Origin of the sequence: Burkholderia sp. Bp9012 (assembly GCF_003853825.1) — a bacterium.
GTDB classification, from domain to species: domain Bacteria; phylum Pseudomonadota; class Gammaproteobacteria; order Burkholderiales; family Burkholderiaceae; genus Burkholderia; species Burkholderia diffusa.
The window spans coordinates 96,604-116,360 of the sequence record NZ_QTQA01000012.1 but is presented as its reverse complement, the minus strand read 5'-3'; the positions used below and the strand labels follow the sequence as shown (position 1 = coordinate 116,360).

Annotated in this window: 14 protein-coding genes and 1 pseudogene; 2 read left to right on the top strand and 13 right to left on the bottom strand. The window is 68.4% G+C overall.

Annotation, left to right across the window (positions count from 1 at the left end; genetic code table 11):
• The first annotated feature begins 269 nt into the window (after positions 1-269).
• Positions 270-2,015, top strand: a complete 1,746-nt coding sequence (locus DIE11_RS18360) for a cyclic peptide export ABC transporter (protein WP_124626155.1) — start codon at positions 270-272, stop codon at positions 2,013-2,015.
• A gap of 213 nt (positions 2,016-2,228) precedes the next feature.
• Here the strand turns inward: DIE11_RS18360 and DIE11_RS18355 are convergent, their stop codons facing one another.
• From DIE11_RS18355 to DIE11_RS18325, 7 genes are all read right to left on the bottom strand, one after another.
• The gene (locus tag DIE11_RS18355) at positions 2,229-3,077 is read right to left on the bottom strand and encodes an ABC transporter substrate-binding protein (RefSeq protein WP_409364577.1); all 849 of its coding nucleotides are present in this window, start codon (positions 3,075-3,077) and stop codon (positions 2,229-2,231) included.
• A gap of 191 nt (positions 3,078-3,268) precedes the next feature.
• Positions 3,269-4,069: a siderophore-iron reductase FhuF gene (gene fhuF, locus DIE11_RS18350; protein WP_124626150.1), complete on the bottom strand. Its 801-nt coding sequence runs from the start codon at positions 4,067-4,069 to the stop codon at positions 3,269-3,271.
• Positions 4,066-6,159 (bottom strand): Fe(3+)-hydroxamate ABC transporter permease FhuB, encoded by a 2,094-nt coding sequence (fhuB, locus tag DIE11_RS18345; RefSeq protein ID WP_124626148.1) that lies wholly within the window; start codon positions 6,157-6,159, stop codon positions 4,066-4,068. The genes fhuF and fhuB overlap by 4 nt, the downstream gene beginning before the upstream one ends.
• On the bottom strand, positions 6,156-7,007 hold the full coding sequence (locus tag DIE11_RS18340; RefSeq protein WP_059606715.1) for an ABC transporter ATP-binding protein: 852 nt from the start codon (positions 7,005-7,007) through the stop codon (positions 6,156-6,158). Before DIE11_RS18340 ends, fhuB begins: the two co-directional genes overlap by 4 nt.
• Positions 6,997-8,016 (bottom strand): TauD/TfdA family dioxygenase, encoded by a 1,020-nt coding sequence (locus tag DIE11_RS18335; RefSeq protein WP_124626146.1) that lies wholly within the window; start codon positions 8,014-8,016, stop codon positions 6,997-6,999. The genes DIE11_RS18340 and DIE11_RS18335 overlap by 11 nt, the downstream gene beginning before the upstream one ends.
• Before the next feature lie 45 nt (positions 8,017-8,061).
• Positions 8,062-8,304, bottom strand: coding sequence for an MbtH family NRPS accessory protein (locus DIE11_RS18330; RefSeq protein ID WP_059510746.1), 243 nt, complete (start codon positions 8,302-8,304; stop codon positions 8,062-8,064).
• A gap of 94 nt (positions 8,305-8,398) precedes the next feature.
• Entirely contained in the window at positions 8,399-9,067 is a 669-nt protein-coding gene (locus tag DIE11_RS18325; protein ID WP_059606711.1) for an RNA polymerase factor sigma-70, read from the bottom strand.
• A gap of 179 nt (positions 9,068-9,246) precedes the next feature.
• Here DIE11_RS18325 and DIE11_RS36955 point away from each other — a divergent pair.
• Positions 9,247-9,342: pseudogene (locus DIE11_RS36955) on the top strand (hypothetical protein); the annotation flags it as partial.
• A gap of 94 nt (positions 9,343-9,436) precedes the next feature.
• On the opposite strand, the gene DIE11_RS18320 reads toward DIE11_RS36955, so the two are convergent.
• The 6 genes from DIE11_RS18320 to DIE11_RS18295 all read right to left on the bottom strand — a co-directional run bounded on the left by DIE11_RS18320 (position 9,437) and on the right by DIE11_RS18295 (position 19,741).
• Positions 9,437-10,459: a fimbrial protein gene (locus DIE11_RS18320; protein WP_124626144.1), complete on the bottom strand. Its 1,023-nt coding sequence runs from the start codon at positions 10,457-10,459 to the stop codon at positions 9,437-9,439.
• Positions 10,456-11,202 (bottom strand): molecular chaperone, encoded by a 747-nt coding sequence (locus tag DIE11_RS18315; protein WP_124626142.1) that lies wholly within the window; start codon positions 11,200-11,202, stop codon positions 10,456-10,458. Before DIE11_RS18315 ends, DIE11_RS18320 begins: the two co-directional genes overlap by 4 nt.
• A 16-nt stretch (positions 11,203-11,218) precedes the next feature.
• A complete protein-coding gene (locus tag DIE11_RS18310) occupies positions 11,219-13,672 on the bottom strand; it encodes a fimbria/pilus outer membrane usher protein (protein ID WP_124626277.1) in 2,454 nt (817 codons plus the stop codon).
• A 122-nt stretch (positions 13,673-13,794) separates the two neighbouring features.
• Positions 13,795-14,307, bottom strand: coding sequence for a fimbrial protein (locus DIE11_RS18305; RefSeq protein WP_124626140.1), 513 nt, complete (start codon positions 14,305-14,307; stop codon positions 13,795-13,797).
• A gap of 833 nt (positions 14,308-15,140) precedes the next feature.
• Positions 15,141-16,607, bottom strand: a complete 1,467-nt coding sequence (locus DIE11_RS18300; RefSeq protein WP_124626138.1) for an efflux transporter outer membrane subunit — start codon at positions 16,605-16,607, stop codon at positions 15,141-15,143.
• Positions 16,604-19,741, bottom strand: a complete 3,138-nt coding sequence (locus tag DIE11_RS18295; RefSeq protein WP_059606700.1) for a multidrug efflux RND transporter permease subunit — start codon at positions 19,739-19,741, stop codon at positions 16,604-16,606. The genes DIE11_RS18300 and DIE11_RS18295 overlap by 4 nt, the downstream gene beginning before the upstream one ends.
• Positions 19,742-19,757: the final 16 nt, after the last annotated feature.

Genomic DNA, 19,757 nt, shown 5'->3' with positions numbered 1-19,757 from the left:
GCGTGAAGTCCTTCGGTCCGGCCGCTTCGGCCAAGTCTCGGGGCCGCATGGGGCGGCTTCACTGGTGTGACGAACGGCGCGGCCGATTTTTTACCGTTTTGCGCGCAAAGCGAGAACGGATGCATTTTTTGAAGGCACGGCTAAATATTTGCGCGGCCCGTTCGTCTATCAGGGAGGAAAGCCGCGACTGGCCCGTCCCGCGCGCTGCTTTCGCATCAATCCCGCCGTTTCCGCAGGATTTGCCTGCCCTTCATTTACCGATGTTGCCGATGACCGCCGCCCACGAGCCTTCTTCCCCGCCGTCCCTCGACACCTCCCCCGGCCGCCCCGCGGCCCGCCTGATCCTCGCGCTGCTGCGCGAAAGCCGCGCGTCGCTCGCGCTGGCGCTCGTCGCATGCGTGCTCAATGGCGTCGCGAGCGTGCTGCTCGTCGCGACGCTGAACCGCGCGCTCGCGACACCCGGTGCGGCTGACGTGTCGCTCGCGTGGCGCTTCGCGCTGTGCGCGGTGATCGCGCTCGTCACGCGCATCGTGTCGGGCACGCTGTTCGCCCGGCTGTCGCAGGACACGATGGCGCGCCTGCGCGTGCATCTCGCGCGGCGCGTCGGCGCGGCCGAGCTGCGCGACATCGAGCGGATCGGCGCGGCGCCCGTGCAGTCGGTGCTGACCGACGACGCGACCAACGTGTCGATGCTGTTCTTCGCGCTGCCGAACCTGGTGATGCACGGCTCGATCGTGTTCGGTTGCCTCGGCTATCTCGCGTGGCTGTCGTGGCCCGTGTGCCTGCTCGCGCTGACCGCGATCGTCGCGGGCTCGCTCGGCTATCACACCGGCGATCGCCGTGCGATCGCGTCGCTCGAGGCGGCCGGCCAGGCGCAGGATCGCCTGTTCGGCTATCTCGGCTCGCTGTTCTCCGGCGCGAAGGAGCTGAAGCTGCACGACGCGCGCGCGCGCCAGTTCGTCGACGGACAGCTCGGCGCGGCGATCGGCGAAGTGCGCGACCACCGCCGCCGCGCGTTCAGCGCGTATGCGGTCGGCGTCGGCTGGATCATCTTCCTGTTCTACGTGTTCCTCGGCGCGGCCGCGTTCTGGCCGCAGCTGGGCGTGCATGCCGATGCAGGTACGGCGGCCGGCTACGTCGTCGTGTTCCTGTTCATGCTGGTGCCGCTCGACGGACTGCTGAACAACCTGCCGACCGTCAATGCGGCTCGCGTGTCGCTCGGGCGCATCGAGAGCGTGATGGCCGAATTCGGTGCGCTGCGCACGGTGCCGCCCGCCAGCGACGCCCCCGACGTACCGCCGGCCGGCGCCGTCACGCTGCGCGGCGTCACGCACGCGTATTTCCACGAGCGTGACGAACGGATGTTCCGGATCGGGCCGATCGACCTGACGATCCGGCCGGGTGAGCTCGTGTTCATCGTCGGCGGCAACGGCAGCGGCAAGACGACGCTCGCGAAGGTGCTGACGGGCCTCTACGAGCCGGAGGAAGGCGCGATCGAGGTCGACGGCCGGACGATCGGCTGGCGCGAGCGTGCTGCGTACCGGCAGCGCTTCAGCGCGGTGTTCAACGATTTCCATCTGTTCGATGCGCTGCTCGGCATCGTCGATCCCGACGATCCGGCGCGTGCGCAGGCCGATGCGCGCGCGAACGCGCTGGTCGCGAAGCTCGCGCTCGATCACAAGGTGAAGGTCGTCGACGGCGCGTTCTCGAACCGCGCGCTGTCGACCGGGCAGCGCAAGCGGCTCGCACTCGTCGTCGCGTATCTGGAGGACCGTCCGTTCTACCTGTTCGACGAATGGGCGGCCGACCAGGATCCGTCGTTCAAGGCGGTGTTCTACGAGCAACTGCTGCCCGAGCTGCGCGCGCGCGGCAAGGCCGTGATCGTGATCACGCACGACGACCGCTATTTCGATCTCGCCGATCGGCTGCTGAAGCTCGACAACGGGCAGATCGTCAGCGACACGACGCCCGCGCGGTCACGCGCACGGGACGGTGCCGATGCGCTGAGCGCGTAGGCACGCGTGAACACCGGCCGCCTGCGCGCGGCGATTGCGGCGCGCAGGCAGTCGGTGTTCGGCTCGCCGGAGCGGAAAGGACTGGAAAGGTCGAAAGGAAATATCGTTCGTCATACTGACGTATAGATGACGACATCGGGACGCCGCGACACGCGAACAACTACGCGGCGCTCGGCCACGCGCTTCCCCTGCCCGCAACGACGATTCGCTCGCTCAGCGCACGGCCGGCAGCTTCAGCATCGTATCGGTCATCACGTCGGCCAGCTTCAGCGCCGACATCGGACCGCCGAATCCCCAGATGTTCCGTTCGACGAGCGCGATCCTGCGTTCGCGCAGCGCGGGCACGAAACGCCACACCGGCGAGTCGAGTTTCGACGACAGCGGCACGTCCATCCCCGTCGCGGTGACGAACAGCACGGCGAGATCGCGTTGCCGGAGCAGATCGGCGGATGTCACGTAAAGCGTGCCTTCGCGCGTCGGCTTCTTCGGCCACGGGTCGAGCCCGAGCGCGCGCGCGAGGCCCGCCGACGTGCTGTTGCCGGTATACGCCCAGTAGCGGTCGGGCAGCCCGAGATCCTGCAGCAGTGCGATGCGATCGCCGCCGCGGCCCGCGGCCTTGAGCCGCGATGCATTGCGCGCGATCCCCGCGTCGAGTTGTGCTTCGACCGCCTTCGCGCGCGCGTCGCGTCCGGTCACGGTACCAATCGTCCGGAAGATCCGGCGCATCCAGTCGAGCTGCGTGACGAGCACGCCGCCTTCCGACACGTTCGGGCTGAACTGGAACAGGATCGTCGGCGCGATCCGGTCGAGCGCGGCGAAGATCGGCGCATGCCGGAAGCCGACGCCGAGGATGAGGTCGGGCTTAACCGCGGCGATCGCCTCGAGCCCCGGCTCCTGACGCGAGCCGATGTCGGTCACACGGGCGAGCCGGTCGCTCTCGTAGCCGAGCCAGCCCGGATAGAACGCGGTATCGGCCATGCCGACCGGCACGATGTCGAGCGCGATCACGCTTTCCGCGAACATGAAGTCGAGCGCGACCACACGTTGCGGCTGCACCGGCATCGTCGCGCTCGCCTGCGATACGACGGGGTTGCCGGCGAGCGAGCGGCCCGATTGCGAAAGCGTGCTGCCCTGCCCGCCCTGCGCGTCGATCGCAACCGCGGCGGCCGGCGCCGCATGCGCGCCGCACAACGCGGCGCCGAACGCGGCCAGTGCGGCAAGCGCATGGCGGCGGCCGGCATGCGGTGCCGGAGTCACCGGATCGCATCCTGCTCGGCCAGCGCCGCGTCGTCCATCGTCAATAGCAGGGGGCAGCTTCCACACAGTTGCGTTTCTCCAGGAATTTCATAGCGCAGGCAGCACACGCGGCGCGCGCGAAACGGCGTCGGCAGCAGCGGCGAGCGCGGCACGGCGTCGCGTACCGGCAGGCGCAGCGGATTCGGCTCACCTTCGACGCAGGACGCGCCGAACAGCCAGTCGGCATCGCGAGCGGGATCGGCCGCGCACGGCAGCGAACGGTACGTGTCGAGCAGATAGTCGAGCAGGTTGCCCGCGTTGCTCCACAGCACGCGCGGCGTGACGCGGCCCATCGCCGCGAGCAGGCCGATCACCGCGCCGAGATGCGCGACGAGCCCCGCATAGCGCGGCGCGGGCGCGATGCACGGCGCGCCGAGCGCGTCCGGCGCGAAATACAGCGCAGCCGGCATCCCGTCGTCGAGCGCGACGAACGTGCGGTCCGGCGTCATGTCGAGCGGCCGGCCGAGCGTCAGCGCGGCGACGACGCCGGCCGGCGCCGCGCGGCCGAAATAGTATTTGCTCCATTGCGACACCAGCGCGCGCGCATGCAACGCCGGATCGCCGCCGTAGTGGCGGACCATCGCATCGAGCAGCGTATCGCGATGATCGGGCAGCGCGCCGACCGGCACGATGATCCGGCCCGGCGCGTGCGCGTCGTCGGGCATCCCGAGCCACACCGCGTCGAGATGCGCGGTGAACGGTTCGGGGGCGAACGCGGAGAAGCGCGTGGCGCGTGCACCGTCGAGCGCTGGTGTCATCGCCCCGCGCGCCGCGCGCGGCGCCCCTCAAGGATCAGCAACCCGAGCAGATACGGCGCGCCGATCAGCGCGGTCAGCACGCCGGCGGGCACTTCGCGCGGCGCGACGACCGTGCGGGCGGCCAGGTCGGCACACCCGAGGATCAGCGCGCCGCATGCGGCCGCGAGCCACAGCCGCGTGCGGTGCCGGCGCGCGCCGAGCATCGTCGCGACGTGCGGCGCCATCAGTCCGATGAAGCCGACCGGCCCGACCGCCGCGACGGCCGCGCACGCGGCGAGCGTCGCGATCGTCAGCGCGAGCGGCCGCAGCGCGGCGACCGGCAGGCCGAGCGCGGCCGCCTGGTCGTCGCCGAGCGCGAGCATGTCGAGCGGTCGCGCGAGCCAGGCGAACACGGGGACCGCGAGCACGCACCACGGCAGCAGCATCGACACCTCGCCCCAGCCGCGGCCGTAGGTGCCGCCGACGAGCCACACGACGAAGCGCGCGGGCTGCACGCTTTCCTGCGTGATCAGCCATTGCGCGAGCGTGGTCCACAACGCACCGATCACGATGCCGGTCAGCGCGACCGCGAGCGGTGCATAACGGTGCCGGTGATTCAGCGCGAGCGTGATCGCGAGCGACAGCGCACCGCCGCTCAACGCGGCCACGGCGAGCGTCACGTGCCCCATCAGCGGCCACGTCGACAACGCGAACAGCGTGACGAGCCCCGCGCCCTGCGTGACGCCGAGCACTTCGGGGCCGGCGAGCGGGTTGCGCACGACGCTCTGCATCGCGACGCCGCTCACGGCGAGCAGCGCACCCGCGAGGAGCGCGCACAGCAGCCGCGGCATGCGCAGGTCGATCAGCATTCGCGCGACGACATCGTGACCCGACAGCGCGGCGGACCAGCGTGCCGGCGACAGCCATTCGGGGCCGGCCGACGCGCCGGCGAATACGACGAGCACGCCGGCCGCGACGAACAGCGCGGTGCGCAGCGGCCAGCCGAGCTCCTCGAGCCAGGCGACCACCCGCGTCGACCCGCTGCCGCCCGCGCGTTCGGCTTGAGCATGCAGCACGCCCGACCAAGCAGCGCCGCGCCGGATCATCGCGAGCATCAGCGGCGTGCCGACGAGCGCGATCGCGACGCCGGTCGACAGCGTCGCGTCGAGACCCGACGCGAGCACCGCACTGTCGGTGACGAGCACGAGCGCGCCCCCCGCGAGCGCCGACAGCGGCACCAGCACGCCGAGCCGGCCCGCGCGTGCGCCGCGCACCTGGCGCACCAGGTTCGGCGCGACGAGCCCCACATACGACAGCGGGCCCGCGATGCTGACGGCCACGCTCGTGAACGCGACCGCGACGATCGTCGCCGCGAGCCGCGCCGCGTCGACGCGCACGCCGGCCGCGGCCGCCGCCTCGTCGCCGAGCGCGAGCGGATTCAGCGGCCGGATCACGAACGGCAGCGCGAGCAACGGCACGACGAGCCAGCGCGCGGCAAGCGCGAGCCCGGTCGCGCCGGGTTGATAAAGACTGCCGTTGGTCCACAGCGCCGCGCCCGCGATGTTCTGCTCGAAGAATGCGAGCACGAGCGTCGACAGTGCCGCGAACAGCAGCATGCACACACTACCCGCAAGCACGAGCCGCAGCGGCGTCGCGCGCCAGCCGCCGGCCGCGACGATCGCGCACGCGGCGGCGATCAGCCCGCAGATGAACAGCAGCGGCACCGACGCGACACCGGCGAGCGCCGGCACCAGCATCGCCGCGAGCAGGCCGAGCTGGGCGCCGCCCGTCACGCCGAGCAGGTCGGGCGATGCGAGCGGGTTGCGCGTGAGCGACTGGAACAGCGCGCCCGCGATGCCGAGGCAGCCGCCCGCGACGAGCGCGGCCGCGACACGCGGCAGGTTGAGGTCGAACAGGAACACGCCCGCGAGCGCGGCAGCGTCGCTGCCCGGCATCGCGTTCCACCACACACGGAGGTCTGGGGCGATGCGCAGCACCGCCAGCACCGCGATCAGCACGACGAGGCCGAGCGCGAGCGCGCCGGCACGGCCGCCGGATGCCGCGCCCTGCCCGCTCGCCGCGAGCCGCTTGCGCATCGCGAACGTCGTCATACGGCGATATCCCGGTGAACTGCGCGATCGAACCCGTCCGCCGTGCCGGATGCCGGCGGCCCGTATGCCGGCACGCACATCGGCGCGCCCGTCTGCGGATGCGCGAGCTTCAGCATGTCGACGCCGAACGCCGCGCGCAGCCGCGCCGGTTCCAGCATCGCGTCGGGCGAGCCCTGCGCGACAAGGCGGCCGGCACGCATCAGCACGATGTCGTCGCTGAACGCGGCTGCCTGGTTCAGGTCATGCAGAACCCACACGATCGTCAGCCCGCGCGCGCGGTTCAGTGCGCGCAGCGCGTCGAGGATGTCGAGCTGGTGATGGATGTCGAGATAGGTCGTCGGCTCGTCGAGCAGCACGATCGACGCCTGCTGCGCGAGCGCCATCGCGATCCACGCGCGCTGCCGCTCGCCGCCCGACAGCGCGCCGACGTCACGCCCGGCGTCGCCGGCCAGGCCGCTCGTCTCGAGCGCCTCGTCGATCGCCGCATGGTCGGCGCGCGACAGCCCGCGCAGGAAACCGCCATACGCGTAGCGGCCGTACGCGACCAGCTCGCGCACGGTCAGCCCCGACGGAATCTGGTTGAACTGCGCGAGCATCGTGAGCTCGCGCGCGAGCGCGCGACGGCGAAACGACGCGAGCGGCTTGCCGTTTACGTCGATGCGGCCCGCACGCGCGGGCTGCAGGCCCGCGAGCGTGCGCAGCAGCGTGCTCTTGCCGCAGCCGTTCGGGCCGCACAGCGCGGTCACGCGGCCGGCCGCGATCGACAGGTCCAGCCCGTCGATCACGACATGGTCGCGATAACCCACCGTCAATCCGCGCGCGGCCAGCGCGGCGGTACTACGCGTCATCGGTCCTCCGTTCGGCCGCGCGCGGGACCGTATAGCTTTGCGCCATCGCGACGACCACCTTGCGCGACCCTTCGAACGGGTCGCGTGCGTGCGCGGTCAGCATGTTGTCGAGCATCAGCACGTCGCCCGTGCGCCACGGGAACACGATGCGCTGGCGATCGAGCACGCCGCGGATTTCCGCGAGCGCGTCGGCCTCGAGCGGCGCACCGTCGCCGTAATACACGTTGCGCGGCACGTTCTCGAGCCCGACCGCGTCGACGAGCGCTTCCTGCATGTCGTCGTCGAGCGCCGACAGGTGAAACAGGTTCGCCTGGTTGAACCACACGCGCTCGCCCGTGCGCGGATGGCGTGCGACAGCCTGGCAGCGTTCGCGCGTGCGCAGCAGCAGTTCGCCGTCGTCGTCCGTGCGCCATGTGCATTCGATGCCGCGCGCCGCGCACATCCGCTCGACCTCGGCCGGCTCGTCGGTGCCGAACGACTGCTGCCACGGCAGGTCGAGCCCCTGGCCGAAGTTGCGCACGTACAGCAGTTCGCGCTGCTCGAAGCGCGCGACCAGCGCCGGATCGAGCGCGCGGTAGACGGCGCGGCTGTCCGCGATCGGCGTCGCGCCGCCTTTCGGCGCCGCGAGCGCGCAATGGAACCAGATCCGCAGCGGCCACTCGCGCGTGTACGACTGCTCGTTGTGCAGCGGAATCGCGCGATGCGGCGGGTATTCGGTCGACGTGTAGACGGCGCCTTCGACCTGGCTGCGCGGCGTCGACGCGTATTCATAGCCGATCAGCGGATCGCCGAACGACGCCGCGAACTGCTGGAACGCATCGATCGACGGCACGTGAAAGCCCGTGAACAGCACACCGCCCGCCCGTTCGAGCGTGTCGGCCGCGATCGCATGCGCGAGCGGCGCGATCTCGTCGATCGACATGCCGCCGGCGCCGCGCGGCGACACGACGGTGGGCAGCCCCGGCTCGATACGCAGGTCGTCGAGCGTCGGCAACGAAAGCAGGGTCATGCAACGTCCTCTTCAGGTGGCGCGCCGCACACGCGGCGCAGCGGGTCACGACGCGCGCGTTGCGCGATCGCCGTCCATCGCGCGGCGCAGGCTCGCGGGGCGCATGTCGGTCCAGACGGTCTCGATGTGCGCGAGGCAGTCGGCTTTCGGGCCGCGCACGCCGACCTCGCGCCACCCGGCCGGCACGGGCCGGAACGTCGGCCAGATCGAATACTGTTCTTCGTCGTTGATGACGACCGTGTAGACGAGGTCGTCGGTGTCGGCGGAAGGCGTCGTGGCTTGCGTCATGATCGAAAAAAGCGGGAGGCGGTTGAAGGAGGCGAAGCGGCGAACTGTCGGATCGGCCGCTCCTGTCTTGAAGACGATTGGCCGGCGCGATTTTTTACCGGCGCCGCGCGCGGCCGCCGAGAAACACCGGGCACGCGTCACCGCGATGGCACGCGTCGAGGCATTCCGCGCAGTGCCGCTCCGCGTCGCGCACCATGAAATGCACGAGTGTCTGCGACACGTTCAACGCGCGCGCCGCGGTCTGCAGCGTCTCCTCGCGCAGCCGCACCATCTCGAACGCCGCGCGGCTGCGCGCCGGCAGGTCGTCGAGCGCGGCCCACACGCGGCGCAGCGTGTCGCGCGTCATCAGCGCGGCCTCGGGCGTCGGTTCCGGCGACGGCACGTCGAAGCCGTCGTCCTCTTCCGTGTGATAGACGTTCTCGAGGCTTTGCCGGCGGCACGCATCGATCGACGCATTGCGCACCATCCGCGTCACGTATGCGATCGGCTGGCGCACCGCGTCCTGGTTCGGGAATTCGACGAGCTTCACGAACACGTCATGCACGACGTCCTCGGCGCGGCTCGCACAACCGACGAAGCCGCGCGCGACGTTGACGAGCATCGCGCGATGGGCGATCAGCACGTCGAGCAGCGCACCCTGCGCATGCGGCTCGGCGGTACGGCGCGCCCGCGGCGCGGGACGCGACGGCAGGTCCGGATAACTGCCGAGGAACGGGTTCGCCGTTGCCGCTGCCGGTCGTTCGAGCACTTCCGCCATAGCCATCGATCTGCTCCGTCAAATTCCGAGATAGCGCAATTTAACGTAAACGCAAATCATTCTCAATCCGATTACGAGATGACCCTTTCGGTTGTCAGGATTTGTCTGATTAATTGACGGATTCGGTGTTTTGACGAACGGGACAGGCCGAACGACAGGATCTCGACGAAGACGCCTCCGCCACCGTCGCACGGCTCGTGCCGGCCACCGCCGAAGCGCATCCGCGCCACGTGTGCGACTTCGTGCATCGCCATCACAAGGTGTGTCGCCGGGTGCTTTGAGCGGCGCGCCGCGAGCCTGGAAAAAAGCGCCGGCATGCCGGCGCTTTCACGTGAGGTGCGTGCGGTGCGTCGAGCCGCGCTCGCGCGGCTCGCGTCAGTAGATGAACAGCCGGATCGTTGCAGTCGCATCGAACCGCCCGATCTTCGGCGGCCCGAACGACTTGAGCACCGCGTCCATCAATACGCTCTGGTTCATGACGTTGGACGGAAACTGAGCGAGGTTGAACTGTTGGTTGAACGGAATGGCCTTGCCCTGGCTGTCCTCGATGCCGATACCGAAATTGCTGTCCTTCGCCGGCACCAGCAAGCCGTTCTGAACCGGATAGCTCGTTTCGAAATATCCGTCGACGCGTACCGCGACGTTGCATTTCTTGGTCAACGACAACGAGAACCGCTTGCGCGGCACCGCCGGCATGAAGCCGTTGCCCACGGCCTGCACCTGTCCGAAATTGACGATGCCCGGTTCGGGCGTCACGAGCACGTCGACGAAGCACGGCGTCGGCTTGAGGTTGCGCAGGCCGCTCAGGCGGTACTGGAAGCTCGGGTTGTATGCATTCAGCCCGAACTCGCCGTCGAACTGGAATACCGTGTAGATATCGCTCGGTGGCTGGACCCAGTTGCCCTTCTTGCGCACGACGACCTGGTAGTCGATGCTGATACGGGTCTGCTCGCAACGTCCGCGATCGAAGTCGTACTTGCTGCACGGAGGCACCGAATAGCCGGTAAACACCCCTCCGCCGCGATTACTCGTCTTGTCGAAATAGTCGATTCCCTTGTAGCGGATGCCGATCTCCAGCCCCCACGCCGCCGGGTTCGTGCGATTCGGGTTCGCGTAGAAATAGATGTTGTCGACGACTTTCAGGCTGCCTGCATCGCCGAGGTCCTTGTAGCAATACCCTGACGTGGTGCGGACCGGCGACACCCAGATCACGTATCCGTCCGGCGCGTCGGTCGGATACGACGCGACACCGCCGATCGGCTCGGTCAGCGAGGTCGCACCGCTGTTCGTCAGGCATCTTAGCGCCCACGCCGGCTGCGCGGCCGCGACCAGCAATCCCAGCACGAGCCAGCGCAGCCACGCCGCCGGCAACCACCGTTCGCGCATCCCGCCGCTCATTTCTTCACGCTCTTGCAGGCACCGGCCTCACACGCATACTCGACCGCCACCTGGCCGCCGTAGTCGTCCACGTGCGTGACGAACAACGTCGACGGCGTCGCGGCCTTGAACGGCACGTCGGCCGTGCTCATCGGGCTCACCATCACAGGGTCCAGCGGCACATGCGTCTTCTGCGCACCCGAAGCCGCGTCGACGATCGTGATGTGATACGGCGTCGGATTGTCGAACACGAGCTTGTGCGCCGCCGCGTCGACGCGCAGCGTCATCGGCAGCGTCCAGTCCTCGTCGCGCGCGGGCTGCACGCCCTTCGGCCGGTAGAACAGCTTCATCTGCGTATGCAGCGCGATCTGCAGCGTGTTCGGCGTATCGGTCTTCGGCGGCACTTCGCGGATGTTCAGGTAGAACACCGATTCGCGATCGGCCGGCAGTTCGGTGCCCGGCAGCTTCGCGATGCGCAGCACGTTGCGCTCGTTCGCCTCGACGCGCTGCAGCGGCGGCACGACCATCAGCGGCGACGTGATCTTGTTGCCTCGCGTGTCCTCGAGCCACGACTGCACGAGATACGGATACGTCGTGCTCTTGTTCGTGATGGTGACGATCGCGGCCGGTTCGCCTTCGTTGAAGATCACGCGCGTGCGGTCCGGCACGATCGCCGCATGCGCGACGCCGGCGAGCAGCGCGCTGGCCACGGCCAGCATGCACGATGCGCGGCGCGGGAAGAAAAGAGAGAAAGCGTGGTTCATCGCTGGATCCGTCAAATCATCGTTCGGTCCGTGCGGCCGTTGCATGCGGCTCGCCGGGCGTCTGGCACGTCACCGGAATCGGCGTGCCTTCGAGTTGAAGCTGGTTGGGCAGTGCATTCACCGCGCACAGCGTGCGTTCGCCTGCACGCACCACGAGCGCGGATCTCGGCTGCACCTGGGTCAGGAACGCGGCGCCGGCTTCGCCGACGATGCCGAGCTCCTTGCCGTTCGCCGCGTCCTGCACGGATGCGCCGAACGGCACCGGCTTGCCGGCCGCATCGGTCAGCGTCAGGTACAGGTTGCTGCCGCGTGCGGTGGAGAACTTCACGAAGCCGATCGCGCCGTCGGTCAGCACCATGCGCTGGATCGGGTTCGACACCTGCACCTCGAGCGGCAGTTTCTCGACGTTGACGGTCGCGTCGTACACGTTGTACGGGGAGATCCCGTCGAGCACCGCATAGCCGCGCGAGTCGGTATGCGTGAGCGTGCCGGACAGCGGCACGTCGGGCACGCCGTCGGTCGATACCAGCAGGCGCGTATCGCCCGCGTTGCCGTTCGCATGCGCGGACACGCCGTACTGCGTCGCGACGAGCGAGCCGTCGACTTCGAGCGACGCGGCCGCGTACGCGTTGGCGAGCGTCGACGCCTGCGCGCTCAGCTGGTAGGTCGACGTGCGCTGGCGGAAGCTCGCGTTCGCCGACGCGCGGCCGTCGGTCGCGCCCGCATTGATCTGGTAGGTGCGGCCGTCCGGATCGTCGTAGATGTAGCCCGCGTTCACGCTCGTGCTGCCGCTGCCCGTCGTCAGGTTCGACGTGACGGTGTGGCGGCCGCCGATCGGCAGCGTCGCGGTCACCGAGAACTGGTTGCCGCTCGCGCCCGCGGTCTGTGTGCGGAACGCGGACACGCTGACGTTCAGGTTGCGCAGTGCGCCGACCGAGAACGCGCGCGTCAGCGTGAGACCCACGCGCTGCTCGGACGAGCGCGCCCAGTAGGTCGTCTGGTCGTACGAGAAATAGGTCGACGTGTCGCCGAAGCGCTTCGACATCGTCGCCGAGTAGCGCTGCTTGCTGTTGGCGAGGCCGTACGCGGTCGGGTCGCCGGAGAACTGCGCGAAGTTGGTGTACTCGCGCTCGGAGAAGCGATAGCCGAAAAAGCGCACGTCCGCATCGAGCCCGTCGAAATGCTTCGAATAGTTGATACGGTACGAGTTGCCGTTGCGCGTCGCGCCGTTCCACCACAGCCGCGCGCGTGCGTGCGTGACGTCGGCCGACACCGCGCCGAACGTGCCGAAATCGCGGCCGACGCCGAGCGCGATCGACGTGTAGCCCGATGCGGCGATGAAGCCGCCGTACAGCGTGATGTCGAACGGCAACCCGTAGGCGGCTTCGCCGAACCCGAAGAACGGCGTGATGCCGGCGCCGCCGAACTGCCGCGGCTTGCCGACGGCGGCCTTGTAGCGCAGTTGTCCGGTGCGCGCGAGGAACGGCACGGCGGCCGTCGTCACCTGGAAGCGCTGCACGCTGCCGTCTTCCTCGTCGACCGTGACGTCGAGCGTGCCCTGCACGCTCGTATTGATGTTCTGCAGCGCGAACGCGCCGGGCGACACGCGCGTCACGTACAGCACGCGGCCCGCCTGCGACACGGTCACGGTCGCGTTGGTGCGCGCGACGCCCGAGATCAGCGGCGCATAGCCGCGCAGCGAAGGCGGTAGCATCCGGTCGTCGCTGCGGATCGATGCGCCGGTCAGCGCGAACGTATCGAAAATGTCCGAGCTCAGGTAATCGTCGCCGAACGTCACCGTCGACTGGATCGACGGTAGCGCGCGAAACGCATAAAGCCGGCTGAAGCGGAACGTGCGGTCCGCATACGCCGTGTTGCCCACGTTCGACTGCACCTGGTAGTCGCCGCGAAAGCGCCACGCGTCCCAGTTCGCGCCGATCGTTCCGTAGGCCTGGACCGAATTCGTCTGTCCGCCGCCCGAACCGAAGTTGCGGTTCGTGTTCGCGATCACGCGATAGTCGAGCATCGCGCCCGGAATCCCGTCGGACCAGCTCGACGGCGGCAGGTACGTCGAATCGGTGAATTCGAGCGCGGCCTGCGGAATCGTGATCTTCAGCCGTCCGTCGCTCTTCAGGTAGCGCACGGTCGCGCCCTCGATCGCGCCGAGATCGACGCAACGTCCGCCCTGAAAGCGCGGCAGGTCCTTCGCGAGCGATGGTTTCAGCCCGAACCGCGCGACGAGTTCCGGCGGCAGGCACGGCTTGCCCGCGCCGGATGCGTCGAGCGCGATGAACTGGATCGCCTGCAGCCCGTAGAACAGGTCGTTGACCTGGACGTCGAGCATGTATTCGCCCGGCAGCGTGAAGTCGGGCTGCGAGAACTGCGACAAGTCGACGTTGTTCGTGCCGTCGATGTCGAGGAACGACGAATTGAATTCCGTCGCATGGCTCTGGCTGCCGACCACCAGCACGGAGACGCAAAGGAAGGAATGTCTGATTCGCACGCGGCGCTACCGGAAATCCGGGGAAGGTGAGACGTGAAGGAAAGGAAGCCGGAGAAAGGGTGTGGACACCCCTCCTCCGGTACGGCCGCTTACTGGTAGCGGACCGTGAAGTTCGCGACGCCGTCGGCCGTACCCGGCGTCACGCCGGCGGCCGTGGCTTCGTACATCGCCGCGAAGCGTGCGGTGTTGGTGCCGTTTTGCAGCAGGGTCGGCGCCTTCTGTTCGGCGCCGTTGTCGAGGTATTCGCCCGATGCGGCCTGCAGGCGGATGCCGACGTTGGTTGCCGAACCGATCGTGGCGAGCAGCTTCGGCTGGCCCGCGCTCGACGTGCCCGTGAACGTGAAGTACGCGTTCTGCGCGATGCTGGTGTCGCAGTCCGTCAGCTTGATGTCGAACGACACCGCGTCCGACTTGTCGCCGGCTTGCTTGAACTTGTTGGTCGGCACCTTGCCGAGCTGCACGGTCTGGTTGACGGAGTTCGAATCGATGCCGCATGCGCCCGCGACGATCTCGCCCGTGAAGTTGATCGTGCCGGTGCCCGCTGCGAAGGCCGAGGTGGACAGGGCTGCGAGTGCGACCGCGCTCAGGAGGGTTTTTTTCATGACGTTTTCCATGAGAATTGCAAAGGGAATGGACGACGTGGCGGATACAAAAGGCAGCGTGTGGTTGGCTCCCGTCCGTCACGAGGCGGCATTATCGAGATAAGAGTGAAAGAATTTTGTAAATCATTGTCAAATCTCAATGACAATCTTTGTTTTACGCATTTTTAAACCCCATTCCTTCCTGCCAATTCTCAATTACGACATTTTATTCCGCAGTCCTTTTCTATTTTTCGGAACCGACTGAAAATTAACGACAATTCGTTTTATCGATTGAAATATCCCGGCTTCTCTTTGCTGGGCAATGACTTTCCAGATACCGGATGTGAGCCGACAAAATTCGGTCCGATCCCGCCATCGTTGCATGACCACAACGAAATGATTCGACGATTTTCAACCAACAGGAAATTAACGGGCGATATTCAAGGACGCGAAATTTTCGCGCAAACGATTGCAATATCCGCACAAACGTTTCACCGCGACACTTTGTCGCCCATGATTATTCGCAATACTTGAATTAATCGAATCGTCAACCCGGAATTAAAGCGGCCGCATAAAGCCGTGCGCCGGGACGACATTCGCGACACTGGATGGAGTCGAAACTGGAGGAAGTCCGGCACGATCGGAGGCCGGCGGCGACGCGATCGGTCGCCGGGATGCGAGTCGAGTGAAAGGCGGCCCTTCAACCCGACTGCGTGGAGGAAAAACAGGCGCGACGAAGCGCGCATGCGCGTGTCGTCGATCGCGGCCGGTGCCCCGACCGCAGCAACACCGACCGGGGTAGCGGCGACGCATCGCCATGCGCCGCCGCTACCTGCCCGGTCCCGGTCAAGACATCACGCGGCAGCTTCGCCAGCGGTGGCTGGCGCCCACCCGCCGCCCAGCGCGCGATACAGCGCAATCGCATTCGCGAGCCTGCGCTCCTTGAGCCGGATCAGCTCCTGTCCCGACTCGTACGTGCTGCGCTGCGCGTCGAGCAGTTCGAGATACGTCGCGACGCCGCCCGCATAGCGGCGCTCGGCGAGCTTCAGCCGCGCGCCGTCGGCCGCATAGACGTCCTGCTGCGCCGCGAGCTGGCGATCGATCCAGTCGCGCGCGGCGAACGCGTCGGCCACCTCGCGGAATGCGGTCTGCACGGTCTTCTCGTATTCCGCGACCGCGATGTGCTTGCGTGCGGTCGCGACGTCGAGATTCGCGCGATTGCGGCCGCCCGCGAAGATCGGCAGCGTGATGCGCGGCGCGAACGTCCACACGCTCGTGCCGCCCGCGAACAGGCTCGAGAACGCATCGCTGACCGAACCGTAGTCGGTCGTCAGCGCGATGCGCGGGAAGAACGCCGCGCGCGCAGCGCCGATCTGCGCGTTCGCGGCCTTGAGCCGCGACTCGGCCTGCCGGATGTCCGGCCGCCGTTCGAGCAGCGCGCTCGGCGCGCCGGGCGCCACCGGCGCGATCGCGAGCGTGTCGAACGCGGTGCCATCGGCCGGCACGGTGCGTGCAAAATCGCCGGCGAGCAATTGCAGCGCGCGCACCGACTGCGCGTGTTCGCGCTGCAGCGCGGCCTGCGACGCACGCGCGGACGCGACCAGCATCTCGGCCGAACGCAACTCGATCGCGTCGCTCGTGCCGGCCGCGTAGCGGCGCTGCGTGAGCGCGGCGATGCGCTCGCGCGCGTCGAGCGTGCGCCGCGCCAGCGCCAGTTGCTCGCGCAACGACCGTTCGGAAACATACGCGCCGGCGACTTCGGCAATCACGCCGATGCGCACCGTGCGCTGCGCGTCGGCCGTCGCGAAATACTCGGCGAGCGCCGCATCGGACAAGTTACGCACGCGGCCGAACAGGTCGAGCTCGTACGCGCTGACGCCGACGCCCGCGCGATACAGCCCGCTCACCGCGCTCTCGCGCACGACCGGGTCGTACTGGCGCGTGCGTTCGTAGCCGAGGTTTGCGTCGACCGACGGCATCAGGTCCGCGCGCTGCACGCCGTACAGCGCGCGCGCTTCGTCGAGCCGGCCGGCCGCGATCCGCAGGTCGCGATTGTTGGCGAGCGCGGCATCGATCCACGCCTGCAACGCCGGATCGGTGAAATACGCGCGCCAGTCGTCGAGCAGCGCGGCATCGGCGGATGCAGCCGGCTCGACCGCCGGCTGCGTGTCGCCATCGACCGGCGTGTAGCTGGCCGGCACCGGCGCGGCGGGTCGCTCGTAGCGCGGTGCGAGCGAGCATCCGGCGAGCGCGAACGCGAGTGTGGCGACCAGCGCGACCCGAGCGCGCGGCGTCGCGCACGCCTTCAGGTAGAACGTCATTGCGAACCCTCCATCGTCGCCGGCTGGGATCCGCCGCGCCGGCGCGGGCCGACGTCGAACAGGCGACCGACGCTCACGAAAAACAGCGGGACGAGAAACACCGCGAGCACCGTCGCCGTGATCACGCCGCCGAGCACGCCGGTGCCGATCGCCATCTGCGCGCCCGATGCGGCGCCCGATGCGAACGCGAGCGGCAGCACGCCGACGCCGAACGCCAGCGACGTCATCACGATCGGCCGCAGCCGCAGGCGCGCGGCCTCGAGCGCGGCGTCGACGAGCGACATGCGCTGCGCGACCAGGTCCTTCGCGACTTCGACGATCAGGATCGCGTTCTTCGCGGACAACCCGATCGTCGCGATCAGCCCCACCTTGAAATAGATGTCGTTCGGCATCGCGCGCAGCGTGACGCCGAGCACCGCGCCGATCAGGCCGAGCGGCACGACCAGCATCACCGCGAACGGGATCGACCAGCTCTCGTAGAGCGCCGCGAGCGCGAGGAACACGACGAGCACCGACAGCGCGAACAGCATCGGCGCCTGCGCGCCCGACAGCCGCTCCTCGAACGACTGCCCCGACCACGCGTGGCCGATGCCGGCCGGCAGCTTCGCGGCGAGCCGCTCGATCGCGGCCATCGCCTCGCCACTGCTGTGGCCGGCCGCGGCCGAGCCGTTGATCGTGAACGACGGATAGCCGTTGTAGCGCGTGAGCTGCGGCGGCCCGAGCGTCCAGTGCAGCGTCGCGAACGCCGCGAGCGGCACCATCTCGCCGCGCGCGTTGCGCACGCGCAGCTTCTTCACGTCGTCCGGATCGAGCCGGCGCAGCCCGTCGGCCTGCACGATCACGCGGCGCACCTGCGTGCCGTGCATGAAGTCGCCGATGTAGTCGGAGCCGAACATCACCGCGAGCGTCGTGTTGATCTCGTCCATCGACACGCCGAGCGCCGACGCCTTCGCGCGATCGATGTCGAGTTTGAGCTGCGGCGCATCCTGCGTGCCGGCGAACATCAGGTCGGTGAGCGCCGGATCCTTGCCGCCCGCCGCGAGCAGTTGCTCGCGCGCGGCACTGAACGCCGCGTAGTCGAGCCCGCTGCGATTCTGCAGCCGGAAGTCGAAGCCGCTCGTCGAACCGAGATCGGGCAGCGCCGGCGAGTTCATCGCGAACACCGTGGTGTTCGCCGCACCCGCGAAGCGCTCGTTGATGCGCGCGACGATCGCCTGCACGTGATCGCGCCCGGCCTTGCGTTCCTTCCAGTTCTTCAGCGTGACGAAGATCATCCCGCCGTTCGGCCCTTCGCCGTACAGGTTGAAGCCGCCAAGCGCGAACGTATATGCGGCCGGCTCGTCGTTGCGGATATACGACTCGACCTCGCGCACGCTCTGCATCGTTTCCGCGAGCGGCGTGCCCTGCGGCCGGATCACCATCACCATGAAGTTGCCCTGGTCCTCGTCGGGCAGGAACGCGGTCGGCAGTTGCGTGAGCATCAGCGCGGCCGCCGCGGTCAGCGCGCCGTACACGACGAGCCAGCGCACCGGCTTCTTCAGCATCGCGCCGACGCGCGTCGCATAGCGCTGCGTCGCACGCGCGACGAAGCGGTTGAACCAGCCGAAGAAGCCGCGCTTCTCGTGATGGTCGCCGGACACCGGCTTGAGCAGCGTCGCGCACAGCGCGGGCGTCAGCGACAGCGCGAGAAACGCCGAGAAGCCGATCGATACCGCGAGCGCGAGCGCGAACTGCCGGTAGATGTTGCCCACCGCGCCGCCGAAGAACGCCATCGGCACGAACACCGACGTCAGCACGACCGTGATGCCGACGATCGCGCCGCTGATCTGCGTCATCGCCTTGACGGTCGCGTCGTAGGGCCCGAGCCCCTCCTCGACCATCAGCCGCTCGACGTTCTCGACGACGACGATCGCATCGTCGACGAGGATGCCGATCGCGAGCACCATCCCGAACATCGTCAGTACGTTGATCGAGAAGCCGGCCGCGTACATCACACCGAACGTGCCCGCGAGCGCGACCGGCACGACCAGCGTCGGGATCAGCGTCGCGCGCAGGTTCTGCATGAACAGGAACATCACGAGGAACACCAGCACGCCGGCCTCGATCAGCGTCGTGACGACCTTGTTCATCGACACGCGCACGAACGACGACGTCTCGTACGGGATCTGGTATTTCACGCCCGGCGGGAAGTACGCGGACAGCGCGTCCATCGTCGCGCGCACGCGCTTCTCCGTTGCCACCGCGTTGGAGCCCGGCGCGAGCTTGATGCCCATCCCGGTCGCGGTCTTGCCGTTCACGTACGACGGATAGTTGTAGTCGTTGCCGCCGAACTCGACGCGCGCGACATCGCGCAGGTAGAGCGCCGAGCCGTCCGGCTGCGTGCGCAGCGCGATCGCGCCGAAGTCGGCCGGCGTCTTCAGCGGCGCGTCGGCGAACACCGTCGCGGCGATCGGCGCAGTGTCCGGCACCGCGCCGCGGCCGATGTCGCCGATCGTCACGCGCGCGTTGTGCGCGCGCACGGCCGACGAGATATCCGACGCGGTGAGGCCGTGCCCGGCCATCTTCACCGGGTCCGGCCAGATCCGCATCGCATATTCGGCGCCCCAGAACTGCACGCGGCCGACGCCGTCGACGCGGCGCAGCGCCTGCACGACGTTCGCCGACGCGTATTCGCCGAGCTGCACGTCGGTCATCCGGCCGTCGTCCGACGTCAGCGACACGACGAGCTGGATGTTGTCAGCGGCCTTCTCGACCTGGATGCCGTCGCGCCGCACGGGCTCGGGCAGCCGCGCCTCGACGGTCTTCAGCCGGTTCTGCACCTCGACGGCCGCGAGATCGGCGTTGACGCCCTGCTTGAACGTCAGGTACAGCGACGCGGCGCCGGCGCTGCTCGTCGCGGACGTGTACAGCAGCCCCGGCGCGCCGTTCATCTCGCGCTCGATCAGCGCGGTCACCGATTCCTCGACGACCTGCGCGGACGCGCCCGGGTACGTCGCATAGATGCTGACGACGGGTGGCGCGATGTCCGGGTACTGCGCGACGGGCAGCGCGCGTATCGCGAATGCGCCGCCGAGCATGATGAAGAGTGCGATCACCCACGCGAAGACGGGGCGATCGATGAAGAAACGTGCCATGTTGGTCTCGGTGAAC